The sequence below is a fragment of the Providencia sp. genome (assembly GCF_040396775.1).
Lineage (GTDB): Bacteria > Pseudomonadota > Gammaproteobacteria > Enterobacterales > Enterobacteriaceae > Providencia.
The window spans coordinates 213,011-234,864 of the sequence record NZ_JBEBNT010000003.1; the positions used below are offsets into that span (position 1 = coordinate 213,011).

The 21,854-nt window shown below is 39.5% G+C and carries 23 protein-coding genes; 11 read left to right on the top strand and 12 right to left on the bottom strand.

Features of this window, described 5'->3' with window-relative positions; all coding sequences use genetic code 11:
• Positions 1 to 4: 4 nt before the first annotated feature.
• Complete coding sequence (locus tag ABWP91_RS05510; protein WP_353242409.1) at positions 5 to 301, bottom strand: chaperone modulator CbpM; 297 nt, start codon at positions 299 to 301, stop codon at positions 5 to 7.
• The gene (gene cbpA / locus ABWP91_RS05515; RefSeq protein ID WP_353242569.1) at positions 301 to 1,242 is read right to left on the bottom strand and encodes a curved DNA-binding protein; all 942 of its coding nucleotides are present in this window, start codon (positions 1,240 to 1,242) and stop codon (positions 301 to 303) included. Before cbpA ends, ABWP91_RS05510 begins: the two co-directional genes overlap by 1 nt.
• A gap of 260 nt (positions 1,243 to 1,502) precedes the next feature.
• Here cbpA and ABWP91_RS05520 point away from each other — a divergent pair, with 260 nt between their 5' ends.
• A complete protein-coding gene (locus ABWP91_RS05520; protein WP_353242410.1) occupies positions 1,503 to 1,949 on the top strand; it encodes a GNAT family N-acetyltransferase in 447 nt (148 codons plus the stop codon).
• A 115-nt stretch (positions 1,950 to 2,064) separates the two neighbouring features.
• Here ABWP91_RS05520 and nfsB read toward each other — a convergent pair whose 3' ends face one another.
• Positions 2,065 to 2,718 (bottom strand): oxygen-insensitive NAD(P)H nitroreductase, encoded by a 654-nt coding sequence (gene nfsB / locus ABWP91_RS05525; RefSeq protein ID WP_353242411.1) that lies wholly within the window; start codon positions 2,716 to 2,718, stop codon positions 2,065 to 2,067.
• A gap of 180 nt (positions 2,719 to 2,898) precedes the next feature.
• Positions 2,899 to 3,225, bottom strand: coding sequence for an ArsR/SmtB family transcription factor (locus ABWP91_RS05530; protein ID WP_353242412.1), 327 nt, complete (start codon positions 3,223 to 3,225; stop codon positions 2,899 to 2,901).
• Between the two features lie 182 nt (positions 3,226 to 3,407).
• Here ABWP91_RS05530 and ABWP91_RS05535 point away from each other — a divergent pair, with 182 nt between their 5' ends.
• Both ABWP91_RS05535 and ABWP91_RS05540 read left to right on the top strand, forming a co-directional pair.
• Entirely contained in the window at positions 3,408 to 4,280 is an 873-nt protein-coding gene (locus tag ABWP91_RS05535) for an MBL fold metallo-hydrolase (RefSeq protein ID WP_353242413.1), read from the top strand.
• A 31-nt stretch (positions 4,281 to 4,311) separates the two neighbouring features.
• Entirely contained in the window at positions 4,312 to 4,734 is a 423-nt protein-coding gene (locus ABWP91_RS05540) for an MAPEG family protein (protein ID WP_353242414.1), read from the top strand.
• 240 nt (positions 4,735 to 4,974) lie between these two features.
• On the opposite strand, the gene ABWP91_RS05545 is transcribed toward ABWP91_RS05540, so the two are convergent.
• Positions 4,975 to 5,688: an RNA polymerase sigma factor FliA gene (locus ABWP91_RS05545; protein WP_353242415.1), complete on the bottom strand. Its 714-nt coding sequence runs from the start codon at positions 5,686 to 5,688 to the stop codon at positions 4,975 to 4,977.
• A gap of 433 nt (positions 5,689 to 6,121) precedes the next feature.
• Positions 6,122 to 7,204 carry a FliC/FljB family flagellin gene (locus ABWP91_RS05550; protein WP_353242416.1) on the bottom strand — a complete coding sequence of 361 codons (1,083 nt, stop codon included), beginning with the start codon at positions 7,202 to 7,204 and terminating at the stop codon, positions 6,122 to 6,124.
• A gap of 491 nt (positions 7,205 to 7,695) precedes the next feature.
• On the opposite strand from ABWP91_RS05550, the gene fliD reads away from it, so the two are divergent.
• From fliD to fliT, 3 genes are read left to right on the top strand one after another with little or no spacing between them, the layout of a single operon-like run.
• Positions 7,696 to 9,138 (top strand): flagellar filament capping protein FliD, encoded by a 1,443-nt coding sequence (gene fliD / locus ABWP91_RS05555; protein ID WP_353242417.1) that lies wholly within the window; start codon positions 7,696 to 7,698, stop codon positions 9,136 to 9,138.
• A 5-nt stretch (positions 9,139 to 9,143) separates the two neighbouring features.
• Positions 9,144 to 9,542: a flagellar export chaperone FliS gene (gene fliS, locus ABWP91_RS05560; protein ID WP_219249017.1), complete on the top strand. Its 399-nt coding sequence runs from the start codon at positions 9,144 to 9,146 to the stop codon at positions 9,540 to 9,542.
• A complete protein-coding gene (gene fliT / locus ABWP91_RS05565) occupies positions 9,532 to 9,921 on the top strand; it encodes a flagellar protein FliT (protein ID WP_219249018.1) in 390 nt (129 codons plus the stop codon). The genes fliS and fliT overlap by 11 nt, the downstream gene beginning before the upstream one ends.
• 45 nt (positions 9,922 to 9,966) lie before the next feature.
• Here fliT and def read toward each other — a convergent pair whose 3' ends face one another.
• Positions 9,967 to 10,476: a peptide deformylase gene (def, locus tag ABWP91_RS05570; protein ID WP_219249019.1), complete on the bottom strand. Its 510-nt coding sequence runs from the start codon at positions 10,474 to 10,476 to the stop codon at positions 9,967 to 9,969.
• A 620-nt stretch (positions 10,477 to 11,096) separates the two neighbouring features.
• Between def and ABWP91_RS05575 the strand changes: the two genes are divergently transcribed.
• Positions 11,097 to 11,849, top strand: coding sequence for a YadA C-terminal domain-containing protein (locus ABWP91_RS05575; protein WP_353242418.1), 753 nt, complete (start codon positions 11,097 to 11,099; stop codon positions 11,847 to 11,849).
• Between the two features lie 589 nt (positions 11,850 to 12,438).
• Positions 12,439 to 12,888 (top strand): DUF1097 domain-containing protein, encoded by a 450-nt coding sequence (locus ABWP91_RS05580; protein ID WP_353242419.1) that lies wholly within the window; start codon positions 12,439 to 12,441, stop codon positions 12,886 to 12,888.
• Positions 12,889 to 13,365: 477 nt separating this feature from the next.
• Here the strand turns inward: ABWP91_RS05580 and ABWP91_RS05585 are convergent, their stop codons facing one another.
• The 3 genes from ABWP91_RS05585 to ABWP91_RS05595 all read right to left on the bottom strand — a co-directional run bounded on the left by ABWP91_RS05585 (position 13,366) and on the right by ABWP91_RS05595 (position 15,762).
• On the bottom strand, positions 13,366 to 13,587 hold the full coding sequence (locus ABWP91_RS05585; RefSeq protein WP_353242420.1) for a hypothetical protein: 222 nt from the start codon (positions 13,585 to 13,587) through the stop codon (positions 13,366 to 13,368).
• Between the two features lie 146 nt (positions 13,588 to 13,733).
• A complete protein-coding gene (locus ABWP91_RS05590; RefSeq protein ID WP_353242421.1) occupies positions 13,734 to 14,090 on the bottom strand; it encodes an MmcQ/YjbR family DNA-binding protein in 357 nt (118 codons plus the stop codon).
• A gap of 97 nt (positions 14,091 to 14,187) precedes the next feature.
• Positions 14,188 to 15,762: a phytoene desaturase family protein gene (locus ABWP91_RS05595; RefSeq protein WP_353242422.1), complete on the bottom strand. Its 1,575-nt coding sequence runs from the start codon at positions 15,760 to 15,762 to the stop codon at positions 14,188 to 14,190.
• Positions 15,763 to 16,848: 1,086 nt separating this feature from the next.
• On the opposite strand from ABWP91_RS05595, the gene ABWP91_RS05600 reads away from it, so the two are divergent.
• Genes ABWP91_RS05600 through ABWP91_RS05610 form a run of 3 tightly spaced genes read left to right on the top strand, consistent with a single transcriptional unit; the run spans position 16,849 to position 20,012 of the window.
• Entirely contained in the window at positions 16,849 to 17,697 is an 849-nt protein-coding gene (locus ABWP91_RS05600; RefSeq protein ID WP_353242423.1) for an efflux RND transporter periplasmic adaptor subunit, read from the top strand.
• Between the two features lie 3 nt (positions 17,698 to 17,700).
• Positions 17,701 to 19,335, top strand: coding sequence for an FUSC family protein (locus ABWP91_RS05605; RefSeq protein ID WP_353242424.1), 1,635 nt, complete (start codon positions 17,701 to 17,703; stop codon positions 19,333 to 19,335).
• 17 nt (positions 19,336 to 19,352) lie between these two features.
• Entirely contained in the window at positions 19,353 to 20,012 is a 660-nt protein-coding gene (locus tag ABWP91_RS05610; protein ID WP_353242425.1) for a MarC family NAAT transporter, read from the top strand.
• Between the two features lie 462 nt (positions 20,013 to 20,474).
• Here the strand turns inward: ABWP91_RS05610 and cspE are convergent, their stop codons facing one another.
• Together cspE and ABWP91_RS05620 are read right to left on the bottom strand one after the other, a co-directional pair.
• Entirely contained in the window at positions 20,475 to 20,687 is a 213-nt protein-coding gene (gene cspE, locus ABWP91_RS05615; RefSeq protein WP_206083875.1) for a transcription antiterminator/RNA stability regulator CspE, read from the bottom strand.
• A 335-nt stretch (positions 20,688 to 21,022) separates the two neighbouring features.
• The gene (locus tag ABWP91_RS05620) at positions 21,023 to 21,481 is read right to left on the bottom strand and encodes an Hsp20 family protein (protein ID WP_353242426.1); all 459 of its coding nucleotides are present in this window, start codon (positions 21,479 to 21,481) and stop codon (positions 21,023 to 21,025) included.
• Between the last annotated feature and the right edge of the window lie 373 nt (positions 21,482 to 21,854).

The window sequence follows — 21,854 nt, forward strand, 5'->3', positions numbered from 1 at the left end:
GATATTACTCATCAATAAAGCGTTTGAGTTGTAACCGCAGCATCTCATTTTCACGCCGTAGCCTGTCATTTTGATCCATCAAACTCATCGCCATTGCGATACCCGGCCAATCAATCTCCAGCTCATGGTAAAGACGCACCGCCCTTCTCACAATAACCACAGCTTGGTCATCAAATAACCATTCGCGAGTTGTTTCAATCGGTTGGATTATTCCCAGCCCGACAATTTCCTGTAATTCATCTTCGGCGATACCTGTATGAATACAGAAATCAATAACGGTGAGTGTTGTTAACTGTTCCATTATTTTCCTCCCCAATTCTTACGCGGGTCAAAACTCTGTTGTGCCTCCGCCAACTTCTGCCACAGTGCGTTGAATTGCGCATCATTGCTATCTGGCATCACCACTTTTATGATCACGTATAAATCACCGGCATGCCCCTTGTGCGCCAGTCCTTTTCCTTTAATTCGTAATTTTTGGCCCACTTGGCTATTTGCAGGAACCGTAATAACGATAGGGTCTTTTAGCGTTGGAATGGTGATTTTGATGCCCAGCGCTGCTTCCCAAGGGGCTAAGGGCACTACAATTTCCAAATCATGCCCTTTAATATCGAATAATGGGTGTGGTGCAATGCGGATGGTAATCCATAAATCACCGTTTTCACCGCCATTCTCCCCTGCGGTACCTTGCCCTTTTAAGCGAATGCGTTGCCCATCGATAACCCCCGCAGGGATTGTCACATTTAATGTTTTGGGGATTTCATTGTCGATAAAACCGTAGGCATTATAAACTGGTAAATTGTAGCTTATGGTGCGTTTGTGTGACTCTTGGCTCTCTTCGAGGAAAATGGCTAATTCAATTTCGAGGTCTTGGCCGCGGTGGCTACGAGGCTGCCTTGTGCTACCACTGCGAGCACGTTGAGAAAACATCGATGAGAAAATATCATCGAAATTCCCTGAATCAAAACCTTGTTGGGAGTATGAATGGCTTTGCTGCCCTTGAGCCCCTTGGTTAAAATAAGGGTCGTTTCGATGTTCCCACATCTCATCGTATTCTGCGCGTTTTTCTTTATCACTCAGTACCGCCCACGCTTCGGCAACTTCTTTAAAATGCGCTTCCGCATCGGGTTCTTTGCTAACATCGGGGTGGTATTTGCGCGCTAAACGGCGATACGCGGTCTTAATGGTCTTCAAATCATCGGTGCGTTGCACACCCATGATGCTGTAATAATCCTTTAGTTCCATAGTCATATCTCGTTCACTTGTCTGTTGAATAGAATTCTTATGGTGCTTTGCCTGACTCTTTACATCGGCTAAGCATAACGACTTACCTTGAATTTAACTTAAGACATTTACATGGTAATTGGAATAGTAGAACTATGATAAATATTAAATATATTTGCGAATAATGACGATGCAAATTGATAAAATTGCACAAAAACAGGAAATTTTCACCATTTCAGGCTAAACCTATAGGAGAGCTATTTAATTGCAAGGGAAACCCTATGGATGCTATTGCCAGCCGCCTGAACTTTAAAGTGAATTTCGCCATTTCAGTTGAGGATTTTATTCGGTTAATTCTTCAGTCACCGTTTAAAGACACGGTTTCAACCGATAACCTAACTCAATTAGATGCAATGCTGAATAACGCGGATTTATTGATTAGTGCATGGGATGACGAGCAGGTAGTAGGGTTTGTCCGCGCCGTCACAGATTTTAGTTCTTGCTGTTATATTTGCGAACTTGCCATTGACTCACATTATCAAAAACACGGCATCGACCGCCAATTAATGCGCATTGCCGCCGAAGAACTTCCCCCCGACTGCCAAATTCTATTTTTCTCCACCGACAGCAACCTCACCGAATACCTGAAGCTGGGCTTCACCCAATCCCCCCGTGCATGGCACACCACTGCGGAGAATTATTTGGCCAAGTCCACCGATGGGGATTGATATTGAGGGAGTGAATGATTCGCCCTGATAATATAGGTTGATAACGTCTCAAGGCGAGGTAAAGGCAAGCCATATTAGCGACTTACCTTTTCTTTTGAAGGAAACCTGTATTCACTTAAATTTCAGTGATGATCGCATCTTCAGGTAAACGGGACTTCGTTAATCCCGCATTAAAATCATCCTCTGTGCGGTATCCTAGAGCAACCATTGCGATAGGCTCTAACCCTTGTTCTGTCAGTGAAAATTCATTATCGAGGATAGCGAAATCCATCCCTTCCATTGGGACAGCATCAAGGCCTAATGCTGCAACACCTAATAAAAAGTTACCTAAGTTGATAAACGTTTGGTTTTTCAACCACTGAGGTAAATCTTTTACTGCATCCTCATGATAGTTAACAAAGAAATCCCTTGCCCCTGCCATCATCGCTTTGTGTTCTTCTAACGCATAACGGCCATCTAAGGCTTCTTGCTCAAGAATTTTATTGGTATAGGCTGTATCAACATTTGTTTTTGCGCAGAATAACACCACACATGATGCATCAAGGATTTTAGGCGTGTTAAATGCGTAATCCGTTTCCGTTGATTTCGCCATTCGTTGCTTAGCTTCTTCACTTCTCGCAACAATAAAATGCCATGATTGAATGTTGACGCTTGAAGGGCTGAATCTCAGTAGCTGTTTTATTTTTGCAAAAACATCTTCTGGGATCGTTTTAGTTGAATCGAATGACTTTGCTGCATAACGTTTCATTGCGACATCAATAATTGGCATAACTTTTTTCCTATTTATAACAATAATAGCGATGACGATGTTTTTTTAACGCACATCATCATATTAATTAAGAACGTACTCACTTGATAAATCTCTACACCGAAGAAACAGCGGAAACGGGGATATTGTACAGGGGGAAGCCAAGGTAAGGGGATAACAGCCTCCCTTTTGCTCGCTTTATTACGTATTTTTCACGTCGATAGCTTTAGGGGCATAAATATCCCGCAATGTGCCAATAACGTTAGCAACATCTGGATTATCAATGCGGTAATAGATGACCTGAGCATCACGCCTAAAGGTCACAAGGCCTTCTTCACGCATTTTTGCTAAATGCTGGGATAACGCAGATTGGCTCAACGACACTAATTTATGCAGTTCTCCCACCGCAATTTCATCATATTTCAGCAATAAACATAAAATAAGCAACCGATGCTCATTCCCTATTGCCTTCAATAATTGTGCCGCTTTTTTTGTTCCATCCCGTAAAAAGTCGTCTTGATTCACCATACCGCCCCCTTTGTGCACCATGAGATGTTAACACATTTCCTCTCAGAGCAGTGCACTGTAAAGCACAACCTGAATATTAGCAAATGTTAATTAACCAAACCCTAAATTAGATTCATATAAATTAGATGTTGCTAATTTAGCATTTACTAATATAATGGATTTTCGATATAGAGGAGAACACCATGGACACAACAGTCGATATCCAAGCGTTTTTTGATGAAGAAAGCCACACGGTGACTTATTTGGTTTCCGATCCTGCAACAAAGCAAGCCGCAGTCATCGACCCTGTACTGGATTATGACCATGCCAGTGGAACCGTGAGCACCACCTCTGCTGATGCGGTATTAAAAAGTGCATCGGAGCAGAAATTAGCAATTGTTTGGATATTAGAGACTCATGCACATGCGGATCACCTAAGTGCAGCGGTACATCTACAAAAACTCACGGGCGCAAAAATAGCCATTGGTGAGCATATTAAAGATGTGCAAAAGATTTTTGCTGAAAAATTCAACCAAACGCATATTTCAACCCAAGGCATTGAGTTTGATAAGCTTTTAACCGAAGGCGAAGAAATCATGCTTGGGCATATTCCGATAAAAGTGATCCATACCCCAGGGCATACGCCTGCGTGTGTTTCATATCATATTGAAAATGCTGTTTTTGTTGGCGATACCCTGTTTATGCCAGATTACGGCACGGCAAGGGCCGATTTCCCGGGCGGTGATGCAAAAACCTTGTATCAATCGATTCAAAAATTATTTGCGCTTCCTAAAGAAACCACCCTGTATATGTGCCATGACTACAAAGCACCGGGGCGTAATAGCTATGCATGGGAAACGACAGTCGCAGAGGCACGCTCCTCAAATATTCATGTGCACGACGGTGTTACCGAAGCGCAGTTTGTCGCTATGCGCGAACAGCGTGATGCAGGCCTTGCGGCGCCTAAGTTATTGTTGCCGTCTATTCAGGTCAATATACAAGCTGGGGAATTTCCTGAGCCAGAATCCAATGGCACACAATATTTAAAAATTCCGCTGTCTTTTAAAACGAAATAATTTTTCCCTCACTGATTAATTGGAACATGAAATGAATACACCAACTTGGATTTTATTAGCCTTTGCAGGCTGGACACTGTTAATTTTATTTGGCACCGTTGGTGTATACCGCTGGTCGCGCATTTTAACCGGGCGAGCAACGGTTGGAGAGTGGCAAGCCAATAAGCCACAAGGGAGTGATTGGTACCAGCGTGCTATTGCCGCCCATCGTAATTGTATTGAAAATTTACCCGTTTACACGGCGATTGTCGTCGCCATGAACTTCACTCACACTGAAAGCACTCTGCTTAATACGTTAGCCATTATTGTATTTATCAGCCGAATTGCACAAAGCCTTATCCATATTTGCCTAACACAAACAGATAAGGTCGCCACATGGCGGTTTATGTTCTTCTTTGCCCAAATCGTAACCATGATTTGGATGGGTATTAATATCGCGATTAATGCAATTTAACGGCAAGGAAATAATTTATAGGTTGGCCAAGTGTCAACCTTACTTAAATTTATTTTAACGCCACAGCGGTGACCTAAAGAATAATTTCAAGAAAATACTTTTTAACTCAGTAGCGATGCTCTAAATAATTCGTGCTACAGCTAGGCGGCGAGTGAGTTTAGCCCTAGGAGCATACACAAGTATGTGACTAGGGTGAACTCGTGAAGCCAACAACGCTGTGGTGCGAAGTATGACGAGCATCTATTTGAGACGGCCGCGCAAGCGCTTAATAGCCTGACTATGCAACTGACTCACCCTCGACTCCCCCACCTCCAGCACCGCGCCAATCTCCTTCAGGTTCAGCTCCTCTTGGTAATACAGCGTCAGCACCATTTTCTCGCGCTCGGGTAGTTGGTCTATCGCCGCCATAATTTGCGCCTTCAGGCTCGACTCCATCAGCAAACTCAGTGGGTTACCGCCGTCGCGTTCATCCATTTGCGGCTCACAGCTTTCCCCGTGAACTTCATGCCACTCATCGTAGGAAAATAGCTGGCTGTTATTGGTGTCCAGTAGCGCTTGGCGATACTCAGACAGCTCGATATCCAGCGCTTTGGCAATTTCTGGCTCCGTCGCGCTGCGCCCAAGTGATTGTTCCAACACGCCTATGGCCTTGGTCATTTCCCTTGCTTGGCGGCGCACGCTACGCGGCACCCAGTCACGGCTGCGCAGTTCATCAAGCATTGAGCCACGAATACGCTGCACCGCATAGGTGGCGAACGATGCCCCTTGGGTAACATCGAAACGTTCCAATGCATGCAGTAAACCAATGCCCCCCGCTTGAATTAGGTCGTCGATATCAACACTGGCGGGTAGTCTAACTTGCAGTTTCAGGGCTTCATGGCGTATTAGAGGGTAATAACGCTCCCATAGGCTATTTTTATTAATCACACCTTCGGCAGTATACAAATCGCTCACAACCTGAATCACCCTTCAAGCTTTATAAAAGGTATTCATTATCTGTGTTGGTTTTGATTTCAATCCGTAGAGTAAGGCAATAAATGTGGCTTTATTTACCTTATCCCAAATAAGTCAAATTTGAATGATTGCAAGGTTAATGGTTGTTTTAACTTAATTTTCAGGAGATTTTACGGGTAATACAAGTGGGAGTGGTTGTTTTATTGAGAAGCCATTTTTGATTTAGAAGGGGTTTGGTTTTTGACTTAAAAAATGCTAAAGCGAGCCCTAAATAATTCGTGTTGCGGCTAGGCGACGAAGGAGGTCATCCCGATGAGCGTACATAGGTACGTGATTCGGGTGAGCGACTGAAGTCAACAACGCTGCGGCGCGAAGTATGACGGGCATGAAAAAGGCCAGCAAGCTGGCCTTTAATCAAGAATACAAGTCTAACTTAACGTAACAGACTTAAAACACCTTGTGGAACCTGGTTAGCTTGCGCCAACACAGCAGTACCTGCTTGTTGCAGAATCTGACCACGGCTCATGTTAGAAACTTCAGTCGCGAAGTCAGCATCTTGAATACGGCTACGTGCAGCACTCAGGTTATTAACAGAGTTGTTCAGGTTGTTGATGGTAGACTGCATACGGTTTTGGATAGCACCTAAATCAGAACGGAAGCTATCTACTTGTGCTAATGCTTTGTCCAATGCTTCTAGCGGTAAATCGTTAATCGTTGTAGGTTGAGCTGCTCCAGCAGTTACTTCACCGCTATCTTTATCAATGGTTGCAGCAGTGTATTTTGCTTCACCTTTGGCATCAACGGTTTTCAGGATATACTCACCATCAACTGCTTTACCATTTTCCATTTTCTGGTGAACAGTTTGTCCTTCAGTGAGTTTTAATTCAACATCCTTGAAAGTATCTTTTGTTGGGGGGGTTGCAGTCGCATCTCCAGCAACATCAACAACTGTTGCTTTAGTAACTTTAGCACCAATTGTTGAACCTGTTTCTAAGTTAAAATCAGTTAAACCCAAAGTACCACGGTCAATTTGCTGCAATTTAATGTCGATTTTCTCACCATCATTTGCACCAACTTGAACTGCCATGGACGTATTTTTACTCAGAACTTTAACACCGTTAAATTGTGTTTCTTCTGAGATACGATTGATCTCATCCATACGCTGTTTAACTTCCGCTTGGATTGATTCGGTATCAGATTTAGAGTTAGAACCATTTTGTGCTTGAACAGTCAGCTCACGAATACGTTGTAAGTTATCGTTGATTTCATTAACCGCGCCTTCAGCGGTCTGTGCGATAGAAATACCGTCGTTGGCGTTACGTGCTGCTTGGGTTAAACCTTTAACGTTTGCAGTGAAACGGTTAGCGATTGCTTGGCCTGCTGCATCGTCTTTAGCGCTGTTGATACGTGAACCTGAAGATAAACGCTCAATCGCCGTACCTAATACGCCTTGTGAACGGTTTAAGTTGTTCTGAGTGGTCAGAGACAGAATGTTAGTGTTAATAACTTGTGCCATGGTAATGTCCTTGTTATTCAAATTAATAAGTTAAGCCTATGTGCTTAACTGAGTGATTTTCGTCAGCAATATGTTTATCGGCTGTAACCAAAACCCCTTTAGGCTTTTTGAATAAAAATTTCATCAATAACGGTAAAAGGTGCACGGGAAGCCACTTTTTACTTTATTATTTTGTTTGGAATTAGTTTATTTTTATCCATTTTCTGATTAGTTAACCTCAATAAGAATAAATACCTAGGTTTACCTCGTTACTTCCCGCCATCGTTGTTTCTCAGAATAGTCTAAAATTTTGCTCCGTTTTGCCGATAAGACTCTAAACAGACTCTATTTCAAAGTTAATGACACAGGCATAGACTCTAAATCATTCGGGTTGCAGGTAGGCGACAAGTGAATATAGGCCGATGATCATACACAAGTATGTGATTCGGCTAGCTGAGCGAAGTCAACACCCCTGCAACTTGAAGGATGACGAGAATAGCGTAGGAGAAAACATGGCAGGAATATCCACACTCGGTATCGGGTCAAACTTAGATTTAAACGTACAAATGGACCAATTAGAAGCGATGGAGCGCCGGCGTTTAGAGCCATTAACCACCCAAAAAGCCAGTTATGACGCGCAAATTAGCGCCTTTGGCAAAATGCAGTCGTCCTTAGAGAAACTGAAAAAAGCCGCAGAAGACCTAAAAAAATACGGCGATATCAGTACTACCAAAGTGAATGGTGAATATAAAGCCTTTGATGTAAAAACGGACGGTAAAGCGGTAGCGGGTGTGCATGATGTTACCGTTGAACGTTTAGCTAAAGCGCAAACCATCGCCACCAAAGGCACCCCCAATAATAGCAATAAAGAGTTGCTGGGCAATGGCGCTAAAGAACGCACAATCACTATTACTCAGCCCTCGCAAAAAGAAGATAAAGATAAAATCGTTATCAAATTAGATAACGAACACACTTCACTGATTGAAATTGCCGATGCCATCAATAAAACCGATAAAGGCGTTTCCGCATCGGTTATTAAAGATAAAGACAATATTTATCACCTTGTTGTGACGTCCAAAAAAGAAGGTTCCGAAAACCGCATTAGCATAAATGTGGACGGGGATGACAAACTGGCTGACATTCTGAATGTTGAGTCCGTGATGGATGATAAAGGGGTTGTTACCATAAAAAATGCTGATACCAGCGGCATGGTACAAAAAGTTGCCCCGCAAACGGCATTGCTAGAGATTGATGGTTTCCAATTAGAATCACAAACCAATGAAGCGAAAGACTTATTTCCCGGTTTAACCCTCACCCTGAAAAAAGAAAGCGAAGACGGTAAAGCGGACCATTTAATCGTTTCTGAAGATATCGAGCCCGCTAAAGGCAAAATTAAAGCGTGGGTTGATGCCTATAATGAATTCCAAACGTTAGCCAAAGAACTCACCAAATATACCCCAACAGAAAAAGGCACGGCGCCCGATAAAACCAATGGCCCGCTGATTGGTGATTCTACTTTACGCATGATCCAAAGCACCTTGCGCACGCAAGTTCGCATGCCACAAGTAAGTGGAGACATCGACACGCTGAGCAAAATGGGTATTAAGCAAAAACTGGATGGCACCTTAGAAATTGAAGATAAAAAATTAGATAAAGTCCTGAAAGAAAACCCTTCTAGCGTCAAAGTATTTTTTGCCGGGGACGGTAAAGAAACCGGTTTTGGCACGCAAAACTTTAACTACTTAAAAGACACTTTAGACAGCAAAGAAGGCACGCTGCACAATGCCACCGATGGTATCCAAAAGAAAAAGAAAAGCTTAGACAAACGTATTGAGCAGACCAATAAGCAAATCGAAAACACCATGGACATGTACCGCCGTCAGTTCCAAAACTTGGACAAAATGATGACGTCGCTCAACAGCACCAGTAATTCATTAGGCCGACTTTTAGGTTAAAAAATATGTATCAACGTCACGCAAAACACGCCTACCAGCAGGTCGATTTGGAGAGTGAAATCACCAACGCGACCCCGTACCAGCTGATCCAAATCCTGTTTAAAGGGGCGCTTAGTGCCCTAAAACGTGGAGAGATTTTTATGCAGCAAGGGAAGGTGGCTGAAAAAGGTAAAGAAATCTCAAAAGCTATCGACATCATTGACACTGGGTTAAAGCAGTCGTTAAATTATGACGCTGGCGGCGAACTTGCGGAAAATTTAGCAAGTTTGTATGAGTATATGACAATGCAGCTACTCCGTGCCAACCTCGAAAACAACGTGGCTTATGTCCAAGAAGTTTACCAGTTACTCTCCGATATCGCCTCTGCATGGCAACAAATCGGTGCAAATGTGGATGAAAGATAATCAGGTGGACAATAAAAATCCTATCGATTTACAAGAAATATACCGTAATGTCTTAGTATTAAGTGAAAATTTAGTTGCCTTAGCGCAATCTGGGGAATGGGAGACTCTGGTCTCCCGCGAAACGGAGTATGTCCTTGCGGTGGAAAACCTCACCGCGTTAACGCAAGCGTTCGAAGAACAGCAGCCAATCACTGAGGAATTTATTCAGTTATTGCATAAAATTATTGAAAATGAACGTGTGACTAAAGAATATTTACAACAGCATTTAAACTTTTTAAGCAAAGAAATTAAGCAATTAGACCAAAAACGGGTGCTCAATAACAGCTATGGGCAATTTGATGAGCCCGACGCCCCGTTAGTCATTCGCCCTAGGGAATAAAATTTGGGTGTCAGGCCAACAGACCTGACACGCCTCTTCCAACGACTATTGCTGCTGTTTTAAACGTTGCTGTTTTTTCAGCTTTTTAAGCAGCATATTGCGTTTTAACGTGGATAAGTGGTCGAGAAACACTTTGCCGTGTAAGTGGTCAATTTCATGTTGCATCACGATGGCTAAAAACTCATCGCTGTCCACCTCAAACGCCTTGCCGTGCCTATCAAACGCTTTCACCTTTACACGTAAGAAACGGTCGACATCCGCGTAAATTTCAGGCACTGACAAGCACCCTTCTTGGTAGCTAGTTTCCCCTTCGCTTTCGACGATTTCAGGGTTCACAAACACCATTGGTTGATCACGGTTTTCCGAAATATCAATCACCATAATGGATTTGGTTTCTGCGATTTGCGTAGCAGCAAGGCCAATGCCGTTATCTGTGCTGTACATGGTATCGATTAAATCATCGATTAACGTTTGTACCGCGGCGAAATCCGTCACTGGGCTGCATTTAATACGCAGTCTTTCATCGGGAATTTCAATAATTTCTCTTACTGCCATAATTTAAATCCTATTAATTCAGTCTTTATTCTTAATAATTGAATCTATTGCTCAGCCAAATTATCTAAACGAACAAAGTTGCATAAGCAAGCACCTCAACACCGCGCGTTAAACACGTTAAGGGGAGATAGGCTTGCGCGCCTTTCTTTCTAATGAGTAGCCTAATAAATAAGTATGGAAAACATTATCAACGTTTTCATTTGCCAAAAATAGGCAAAAAATGACATTGTGATTTAACCTTACTCGCAACTTGACGCTTTTTTCGCCATAACGCCTGACCAAGCAATTTAAAATTTCGTGTAAAAACAAGGTACAATGCGGCTTGGCAGAAAAATACCATGTTATTTAACAAACTTCACCTAAAATGTGCAAAAAGTGTCATTTAGCGAATTAATCATTTCACAATTATCTATTTGTAGCTACTTGCTATCACTGACTTAAATAACACTGGCGTGAAACTACCCCACCACGAATATCCCGAATAAATCGTTTTGTATAAGCGATTTTTCATTTTGGCTAAAAGCCCCTAGCATACGGATGTCATTCAAATGATGACACGTATTCAAATGATGACAAATAAAAAATGGAATAAATAATTTATTATTGATAAGGAATTCAATATGAGAATAAATAACCGAGCCATTTCGCTTGCTTCTATGCTGCTCGCCACTGTGTCTTGTTATGCGCTAGCTAACCCCCTTCCTCCATCCCCGACGGAACTTGAAAAAATCCACTATGATTTAGACCGTCTGTCGAGTAATGAGCGAAACTTCCATGACAGAATGAATTACTTTGAGTCCCTTACCGATATAAATCGCAACAATATCAAAAAAATAAGTCAAATCACCAAAAACCTGACTACCACTCAAGCCAACAATAAAAAAGACATTGAAAACCAGCTAAAAAACAGCAATAAAATGGCCGAGTTAAAATTGGAAGATGCAGCAAACCGAAGCCAAAGCTATACCAACCTCAGTGTTGATAACCTTCGCCTTCAAAGCGCCGACAAAATGGATAAACTCAGTGATCAGCTTTATGGGGAAATGATTAATATCAACGACCAGCTGGATGAAAAAATTGTTCAGCTCGACAACCGCTATGAGCAGCAAGTTACGCAGCTAAAACATAAAATCAATAAAACCGCCAAACAAGCCAATTCAGGCATTGCTTCTGTTGCCGCGATGAGCAATATCCCCTATTCCTTAAATAGCCGATTCAGTGCAGGGATTGGTATCGGCCATTATAAAAACGGCAAAGCACTTGCCGCAGGGGCACAATACCAAGTAAGGAAAAATGTGCACTTGCGTAGCTCTATCGCGTGGAATGATGCCAATAGCCCAGTGATTGGTGCGGGTATCGCTGTTGGCTGGTAACGCTGTGTAAGCGCAATGCGTGCTTTCTTCTGCCAAGTCTCAAAGCACGTTACGCGACAAAGCAAAATAGAGGATGCTGCTTATCTTGTACAATATGCGCGGTGCGATATGCTTAGCGTAATATGATTGTGTTAGCTTAGTGGCCTCATCTATTTATTACATAGATGAATATATTCAGGGAAATAGAATGTTGAGTAAATAAGCTATTCATAACGAGAACTCCAATTCATTAAAGGGATACGTTTCCGTGCTTTTCCTTTGCAAAATACAGGTAAACGTTTGCAGTTGATCTAGGTTGTGAATTCAGATAAATAACCGCAGATACAAATTGCAACATAAGGATCCGCTGGATACAATGCACGCCTTTGTTTGCGCTCACCTTTATTAGCAATCTAAAATAACCATGATTTATTAATATGTTAACGCAATTTCCATTAAGAAATGTGCTATGACTATTTTAATCACCCAAAAGCTGAATCGAGCCAACAAATAAATATTTTTAATAAAGCATAACAATGCAGCACTGAGCAACCGTAAGCAGACGCCAAAGGTTCTCTGAATTGATTAACTCTAATTTGAAGTCGCTATTGTGAAATTACTTTTTTGCCTTTCATTAACTACCGCAATTCTCTCAGGCCTTTGGGCATGGGTTGCTGATTTACTTGGATTAATTGGCTGGGCAGGCTTTTTAGGCTGTACTGCTTACTTTGCCTACCCGAAAGATGGGCTCAAAGGCCTAGGTATTACCGCAGTAACTGTTAGCAGCGGAGTGGTGTGGGGTTTAGTTATCTTACACAGTGGCAGCTATTTGCAAAATTTACCGAGTTTTATCGGTTATTTCATCACAGGTTTTGTCGCCTTTTTTATGTGCATCCAAGCGAAAAAGCAGTGGTTGTCATACATCCCCGGAACCTTTGTCGGTACCTGTACCATTTTTGCTGCACAAGGGGCGTGGCTGGTCACTATTCAATCATTACTGGTTGGTGTGCTGTTTGGTTTTGCGATGAAGAAAAGCGGAATGTGGCTGGCGCAAAAGTAATAAAAAAAGCCGCCTCGCGGCGGCATAAAAGAATAAATAAAACCAAGGGAATTTCAAACAGAACTGATAGTACCTCAAATTCGCATAACAACAATATATAACGCAATGATTTTATTAGTAATTAATCAAAACAACAACTAAGTAAGCTTACATAGTTAAACGAAGAAAATGAAATAAATATTGTTAATGAAATGATAAAAAATGGATATGAGATTCATTTTTTGATTAGATAAGCTTATCTATCTGTATGAAATTTAATTACAAATGAAACCATTGTTTGTATGGTTAATTAAATTCAGATTTATCTGTACGCCTAACAGGTGTAAAACAGCAATCAGATTAGAATGCCTTAACTAAAATGCTAGTGAGTTTAAATATGAAATGGCGTTAAAACAGATGAATGTCTGTTATTTCTCATTTACGAGTAGATAGGAAAAACGCTAAAAATAAAATAGTTAGTGTAAAAATAGGTCATTGTTAGAGCGAACACGATTTTTGCATCTTCAACCAAAAGTTTTGTTGGCAAATATTAAAAAACACTTTTCTTTCTGGCCAAATATTCAGACCATTCTCTTGTACTAATTGCCAAGTAATCCAACGTTCTGGACATTGATTATCACAGTCAACCTGTTCGATTTCGATTTCCTCAGTACACAAAATCACGACCCCATCAGCAAATTGCCATTGACGGGTTTTCACTATCACCTCTGATAGTGAATCTTGCCATTGGTTGTCAATCAATAAAGTACAATTCTGAGCTGCTAAGGCTTGAGATATATAATGATAAAGCATGGTCGTTTGCTACCTATAAAAAGAAGTTTGGGGGCCTGACTGTTTATCGCGAGTTAAACGGTTAGGCGGTAGCTTTCATCAACCAAGGCAATCAGCTCAGCAGCACTCACCTCAGCACCCAGTTGAACCGTCACCCAATGTTCTTTGTTCATATGGTAAGCGGGGTAAATACCTTTTTGTAACCGTAATGAACCAACTAATTCAGGCGGCACTTTAACATTCACAATATCAATTTTTTCCTCTCCCCCACCTTCAACCACCTTTTTCGCAGCAATATCCATGATCACCGCAAACCATTTTGCATTATTGCCATGCTTAAAGGTCGCAAACGTCGGCGCCCTTACCCATGGGTACTCAGGGTCAACACCATAATTATTTTGAATATACTCAATCAATTCATTTCGGTTCATCGTGTGCTCCCCCGCGCATCTTAGTGAGCATGATTATAAAGGGAATTTTATCGTGAACCTAATCAGGCTCACGATAATTTTAGTGAAGTCCAATGCTTTATTTTAAAATATGGTCTGCCACCAAATAGCCCGAAATGGCATTAAGCCCTGCCCCTGGCCACGTCGCAGCACCGATCATCCACAGGTTTTTAATTGGCGTTTTATACCGAGAGTGCCCAGGGAAAGGCCTAAAAATATAGTTTTGGCTGATTTGATGACTACCCGATACACTGTCGCCATTCACCAAGTTTCGGTTATGTCGCATTAAATCTGCGGGGGATAATACTGCAAAATCAAGGATGTTCTGTTTGATATTTGGCGCGTAATCCGCAATTTTATCAATCACACGTTCGGCATAATGCTGCTTCATTGAACCCCAGTCCCCAATAGCAATTTCATTGCGGGAGTCTGCCGTTGGCGAAAATGGTAATGCCCTGACTTGTACCCACAGTGTTTCTTTCCCTTCTGGTGCGCGCGTTCGGTCACTTCGACTTTGCTGCCCGACCACCAGCATTGGGTTGTCGGGCAAAATGCCTCGTTGAGCTTGGTCAAAGGTTGCAGAAATATCGTCTGTATACGGGCCAATATGTACATAACCAAAGTTAGAGAAATCTTCCCCTGCATTCCATTCAAGAGGTTTATCCAATGCAAAGTGCAGCATCATCGTACCCGCACCATAACGGTAGCGTTTTGCTTTTTGAATATAACTACTTGGTAAGTGTTGTTCTTTGATTAGTGAGTTAACGATTTGCGTCGGCGTAATATTGCCAATTACCGCTTTTTTCGCCCCAAAGGTTTCCCCTGACGCGGTTTTTACGCCAATAGCTTTGCCATTTTCGATAATAATTTCAGTGACTTCTTGTTGAGTCAGCACTTTCCCGCCATGATTTTCAATAATCTTGGCAATACTGTGCATTAAATTCCCCACACCACCGCGGCTAATGGAAAGCCCATTGAGGTGGTCACTTAAGCTTTCTAAAAATGAAAATGTCGCCCCGCCCGTCACATCAGGGCCATAATCAAGGTGAAACGCCCAAGGAATAAACAGAGCTCGGGTTTTTGGGTGCGTAAAATAGTCTTCTGAAAATTGGCGAGTTGATTTAAGAATTAATTGCACTAAATTAAGCGACTCCCCCATACCTAGGTTTCTAACCATAGAAAGCAGCTGTTTAGCGGCTTTAAATGAGGGTAATTCCATTTGCATTAAGGGTGCAAAATGCCCAACAGTTTTTTGAAAGTAACGGAGTAATTCCCAAAAACTATCGGCATCTTGTGGGGAATATTTGCGGAACATCGCATCGGTTTTTTCGCGGTCTTGGTAAACACCAATCCCATCGCCATCTGGAAATACATTTGAATACGGGCGGTCACTGGTGACGATGTCAAAACCATTTTGATGTAGCTGGCTTTGGTATTCTTGGTAAAATGGTGAGCCTAAAAATAACCCAATATTGGTTGCGTACAAGTCATGGTGAAAACCAGGCTGGGTAATTTCAGCTGTGCGAGCCGCGCCGCCTATCGTACCTTCACTTTCTAATACAACAACTTTAAGTCCTTTGTGCGCAAGTTTTGCCCCTGCCACAAGGCCATTGTGACCACTGCCGATAATAACGACGTCATATTGTTCATCCATTATGTTCCCCTTAATTTTTATTGTTAGCTTGAGGCCAGACCCAAGTGTTAGTTTACATGTAAACCATTTAAGTTTAGATAATGAATTTGATAACTTAGATTATTTTCTACTCTTTATTTTTGCAATTTATCTTATGTAATCTGATTTTTAGTTTATGTTTTTATATTTCAATGGGATATAAGAGAACGGCCATTTAACATACCACGTTAAACATGCCCTAATTTTCTTTTAAAAAACTCATTACTGTTTTTCTTGCTATTGTTAAGTATTTCTAACGAATAATCATATTCGATGTAGATAGTATAAAATTTAAAAAATACATTTTAATCGCAGTAATATTGCTTTCATCAATATACTCTTACTGCTTTCGAATAATAAAATGATAAGAGCAAATAAATCACACAAAAAACAACTCACAGGTGTTTATTTATTGATAACACCCTTTTAATCATCATACAAAATAAAAACTCAGTATGTCGGAAATAATTAAAAACACTATTAAAACAATAAAAACCATATTATTTAATCAACGATTTTTTTGAATTATTCACTTATTAAAAGTCGTTTAAGCTAACCTTTGGATAGATAAAAACTTAACAAAAAATATAAAAACCAATAAAAACAAAACATTAAATATCATCAATGATATGTGAAAATTTAATTATTCACCATTAATTCAACAGTACTAACACCAGATGAATTAATGATATATTGTATCAATCAATTAACGATTAATGCGATAGAACTACACATTAGAATAATATAGTGTTATAACACACCGTATTAATTTAGTTGGTAGCAAACTAAAAAAATCAAACATGCCAAGTTGCTAAATATCACTACAATGAAATGTTATATACATACATGGTGGAATAACTGATGACAGATCTTATTTTGGGGGGAACCGTTTTTATACCTGGGATCATACTCATATTTTTTTTAGGGTTCTTTTCATGGTTAATCTTTAGGACTGTTTATATAAATTTAATGAGTAAATATGAATATGCAGGGAACCTATTTGATATCTCCATGTTATTTTTATGTATTTTATGTATACACTTCATTATTAATTCGTAGTTGGTAAAAATGAATATCAGAAAATATTTAATCATCGTTATCTCTTTGTTCATCATTATTTCCTCTATTTATTTACTATGGAACCATTATGCATTAAGCCCATGGACTCGTGATGGCCGGATAAGAGCTGAGATCAACCAAGTGACCGCTGAGGTTTCAGGTAAAATTGATAATCTTTTAATCATTGATAACCAAGAAGTTAAAAAAGGTGATTTGTTATTAATTATAGACCCGACAGATTACGAAATTAAAGTTCGCCAATCTGAACTCGAACTCAACGAACTGGTTATTCAACATAACTTTGCAAAAAATCAATTAGCTAGGCGGACAAAACTAAACCAAGTCGCCATTTCAAAAGAAGAGCTTGAAGATGCTCAGTCTCGGCTAGCCAGCCTGACTCAAAAGATAGAGCTGGCGAAAGTAAAGATAAACAAAGCAAAACTTGATCTTTCAAGAACGAAAATATCCTCCCCCGTTAATGGCTTTATCACAAACTTAAACCTTAGAGCGGGTAATTATATTAATGCAGGCTCACCGTTGTTCGCGATTGTAGATAAAGACTCCTACTATGTTATAGCCTATTTGGAAGAAACTAAAATGACAAATGTGGTTATAGGGGATAATGCAAAAATACAGCTATATGGTAATAACAATGAATTAAGTGGAAAAGTACAAAGTATCGGCCGTGCAATCGATGATAATAACTCATCAACAGGTAACCAATTATTAGAGAATGTGCAACCCAACTACCCATGGGTTAGGCTAGCGCAACGCGTGCCAGTTAAAATATCGCTGCAAAATAGCCAAAATATATCCTTGATCCCAGGAACGACTTGCACTGTATTTATTGAAGAGTAAGCAATGAAATTAAACTGGTTGTTTGCAATCAAGTATACATTAGCTATTTTACTTGCTTGGTTTTTATCCTCTTATTTTGGCTTTGATAAGCCATATTGGTCGATGATGACCGTTGCTATTATTGGCTATCCAGATCCATCACTAAGCTTAGCTAAAATGGCAGCAAGGTTGTCGGGTAGCGTTATTGGGGTTATTGCTGTTACTCTCATTGCCAATATCAGTATCAACGATCATTGGATTTTTACTACATTTATCATTATTTGGCTATCGATATGTCTTTTTATGACATTAATTTCGCGTTATATGATGCCATATATGTTTTCGTTATCGGGTTACACCTCTGCAATCATTGCTTTCGGAACATCAGTATTCCCATTGCCAATGACAATTTTTAACTTATCTCAAGAACGGTTAATGGAAGTGACCATTGGGATTATCGTGTACACTTTTATAACCTACCTACTACCTAATCAATCGAATGTACCTCAAACAAAATTAATCGATAAAAAAATAAAAACAGAAAAAAAACAGTTATTATCAAACTTGTTTAAACACCAAAATGATAAAATTCATACAAGCTTAAAAAGTGTATTGGAAAGTAGCATTAGCTTTGATGAAACAAGCCAATATGAAAGCCATTTTTTATCGTTTAAAACAGCAAAGCGTAAAGCGAAACAGTTACCTATGCTGATCGTTTTTTCCATCATGGGCATGGTTGATAAACACTTTTTAAAATACACTAGCTACAAACAATTTTTAGACTTTAAAAACCAAGAACGTGATTTAACTGATAACAGCTTTTATTATTTTTTTGATTGGAAAGATGCTTTTTTAAATACACTTAGGCTAGTGATCAGCCTGGTTATTAGCGTCTTATTTTGGCTAAACACAGGCTGGGAATATGGTTATATACTCCCTGTATTAGTGAGTATTTCATTTACATTTGGGGTAACTATCCCCAATGCCAATAAACTCGCCTTTATTATATTAGTCGTTGCCATTCTAGTGATTATTGTCAGCTACATATTGAAGTTTTACTTTTTAATTCAAGCATCTAGTTATGCTCAAGCTGTAATGATCATGGCACCAATATTTTTAATTCTTGGTGTTTTAAAATCCGTAGGTAAACTCGCCTTTTTGCTTTCTCATGTCGTATGCATTTCTATGATATTTCTCATTAATTTCACTAATCCAATGGATTTTGATTTTTCTTACTTTGCTAACACCTCAATTGCACTTATTTTTTCCATTATCATTGTGATATTGATGCTATATATCATTCCACTGAGTAGTGCTCAGCAAATCGAGTCACGTAAAATGAATTTTATGTTGCAAAAAATTAGCAACATAACGCCTAAAGACTTTAATTCAGATAAATTAAAAAATACGATACTATTGAATATTAGTGCTATTTCTAACCCTAAGCACATTAATAAACTTTATGTTTTATTATCCTTAATTAGCCTCTACCAACTAGCTAAGTCACATGATGCTAAAGATGAAATTTTTCATCTCATTCATAGCGTCTCTGTAGGTAAAGATAAGAGTGCGATTCTTTCTTTAATAAATTTAGAGGACAAATCAAACTCTGACATTAGCTTAAAATATAGCCATAATATTCTTAATTTCTTGCTCTAATTATATACGAGGTGGACATGTTTGAATTATTAACTGCAATTGGGATTGGGCTCGCGGTATTATTGCCCTTGTCTAATCCATTAACAACTGTTGCATTATTTCTCGGCTTATCGGGTGGTATGACGATTGATGCTCGTAAGAAAACCATAAATACAACGCCTATTTATGTTTTTTTTATTATGCTTGTTTCATGGTATTCAGGCCAAGCTATTATGAACACATTCGGTGTCAGTATTCCAGGGTTAAGGATCGCAGGCGGTTTTATTGTGGCTTACATTGGCTTTAGAATGCTATTTCCAGTTGTTGAAGCCAATAAAAATAGTGATGAAGAAAAGATATTGGATAACACCTCTAGCATTGCGTTCGTTCCTTTAGCGATGCCAAGTACTGCGGGGCCTGGAACAATTGCAATGATCATCAGTATGGCCTCATCTGTCATCACGAATGAAAGTGAATACCCTCATTGGGTTGTTTTAGTTGCTCCACCATTAGTTTTTTTCTTATTTTCCATTATTCTTTGGGCCTGTCTGAAAAGCTCAAATATGATCATGAAGTTTTTTGGAACAAGTGGTATCGATGCAATATCAAGAATAATGGGATTTTTATTAGTTTGTATGGGAGTGCAGTTTATTATCACAGGAATAGGTGAATTAACCCGATCGGGCTTCTTTTATTAACTATTTTCCTATAACCGTAATTAAGCTAAGGCAAAATTAAAAGGACTGAGCCCTGTCATATACAGAATTCAGTCCTTAAAGGCAGATTAAATTATTGTCTAGTTTTTGGCATCAGTTCACTTTTAAGGAGCCTACCATCTGATTGACTTAAATCCCTAATGCCAAGACATTAATGACTAACAAGCAAAAACTTACAATAACTATAATGCCAATAAACATCACTTTCATGCGAATTAACTCGTCATAGGTGTTGACTCAGTTAACTGTAGCCCATTAATGAGATAATTCCTAGCTTGATGACAATAATGCTTATAATAAATGCATTTAGTTAGCCTTATAAACAACAAAACCTCGCAGAGCGAGGTTTTGAATAATATTCTAACTGGCTATTAATAAGCCTAAGGTTTTATCGCACTTTTACAAAAGTGCGAATAATTAAACCTAAATAGATTTTATTAATTATTACAGTGCAATTACGTTTGCAGCTGCTGGGCCTTTTGCGCCATTTTCGATAGAAAATGAAACTTGTTGGCCTTCAGCTAAAGATTTAAAGTTATCACTCTGGATTGCAGAGAAGTGAACAAACACATCTTTGCTGCCATCTGCAGGAGTAATAAAACCAAAACCTTTATCATCGTTAAACCATTTTACTGAACCAGTCATTGTATTAGACATAGAATTTCCTTTAATTTTTTAAATTGCCATAAGGCATGTGTTCGTTTGGTTGTTTATTGGTACTTATGGAATTAATTAGAAGGAATTCGCAATGAAGGGGTATCTGAGATAACGCTTAATGGTGAACAACTTTAAACTGACTAGCATAAATAGGCCTGTACTTCCAAACCAGTGAGAGTATTAAGCCACACATAAAACATAATTGCAATTTTATTTTACGCCCTAACGCAAAATTATGTGTAATTTTATCAAAATCACACTGAGTAAATCGCCGCTTTAACCTCAATTTAGACATAAAAAAACCCGCCATTTCTGGCGGGCTAAAATTGGTAACTTTATGATTTTATATCTTTATTTTCAATCGCGATGACTTGCGCTTTTTCTTCCTCTGGAATTTCATATTCAATATCTAATGCTAATAACCCACCCGATAATTCAGCAGATTCAATTTTCACATTTTTGCCTAAATTAAATTCAAGGGAAAACTTGTTTTGCGTAATTCCTTTGTGGATCCATTTTTCTGAATCATTGTTTAACTCAGTAGATTGCTCACCTTGTATACACAGTTTCCCACCTTTCATGGAGACCGTTAAGTCATCTTCCTTATAGCCTGGCACACTCACCGTTAATTGATAGTGTGTGTCATCTATTTGTTTTAAATTATAAGGATGCTCTAAAGTTAACGGGCGATTACCTGTTAATTGGCTAAACAATCTATCTATTTGGTCAAACCTGTTTGAAAGCAAGTTATCCGATAATGCAGGGAATAATGAAAAAGATCGAATGTTAGACATAAACGCTCCTTCAATATTGTATATCGCAAAATAAACGCATATAACCTATGCACCATTCATCGTAAACCTAGTGTGGAGGACCCCTTTACCTCGGTGCGTTATTTATATAAGGCTCACAGCGAATATTTCAAGTGCCCAATGGTACTTTTTTTACACATTTTCATTGGCTGGGTTGAATAGTAATTGAACAACAAAATAGAGGTATTAAATATTATTTGCAGGTTATCCCAATGCCTTTATTACAGTGTAAATAGGATGGGCATAGTTAAAACAGAATTACGATATTGATTTATAGATAACTAAAAATCACTCACGCTCATTATTAGTTTGAATAAAAATGCCTCACCGCACTCCTAACACGCAACGATAAGGC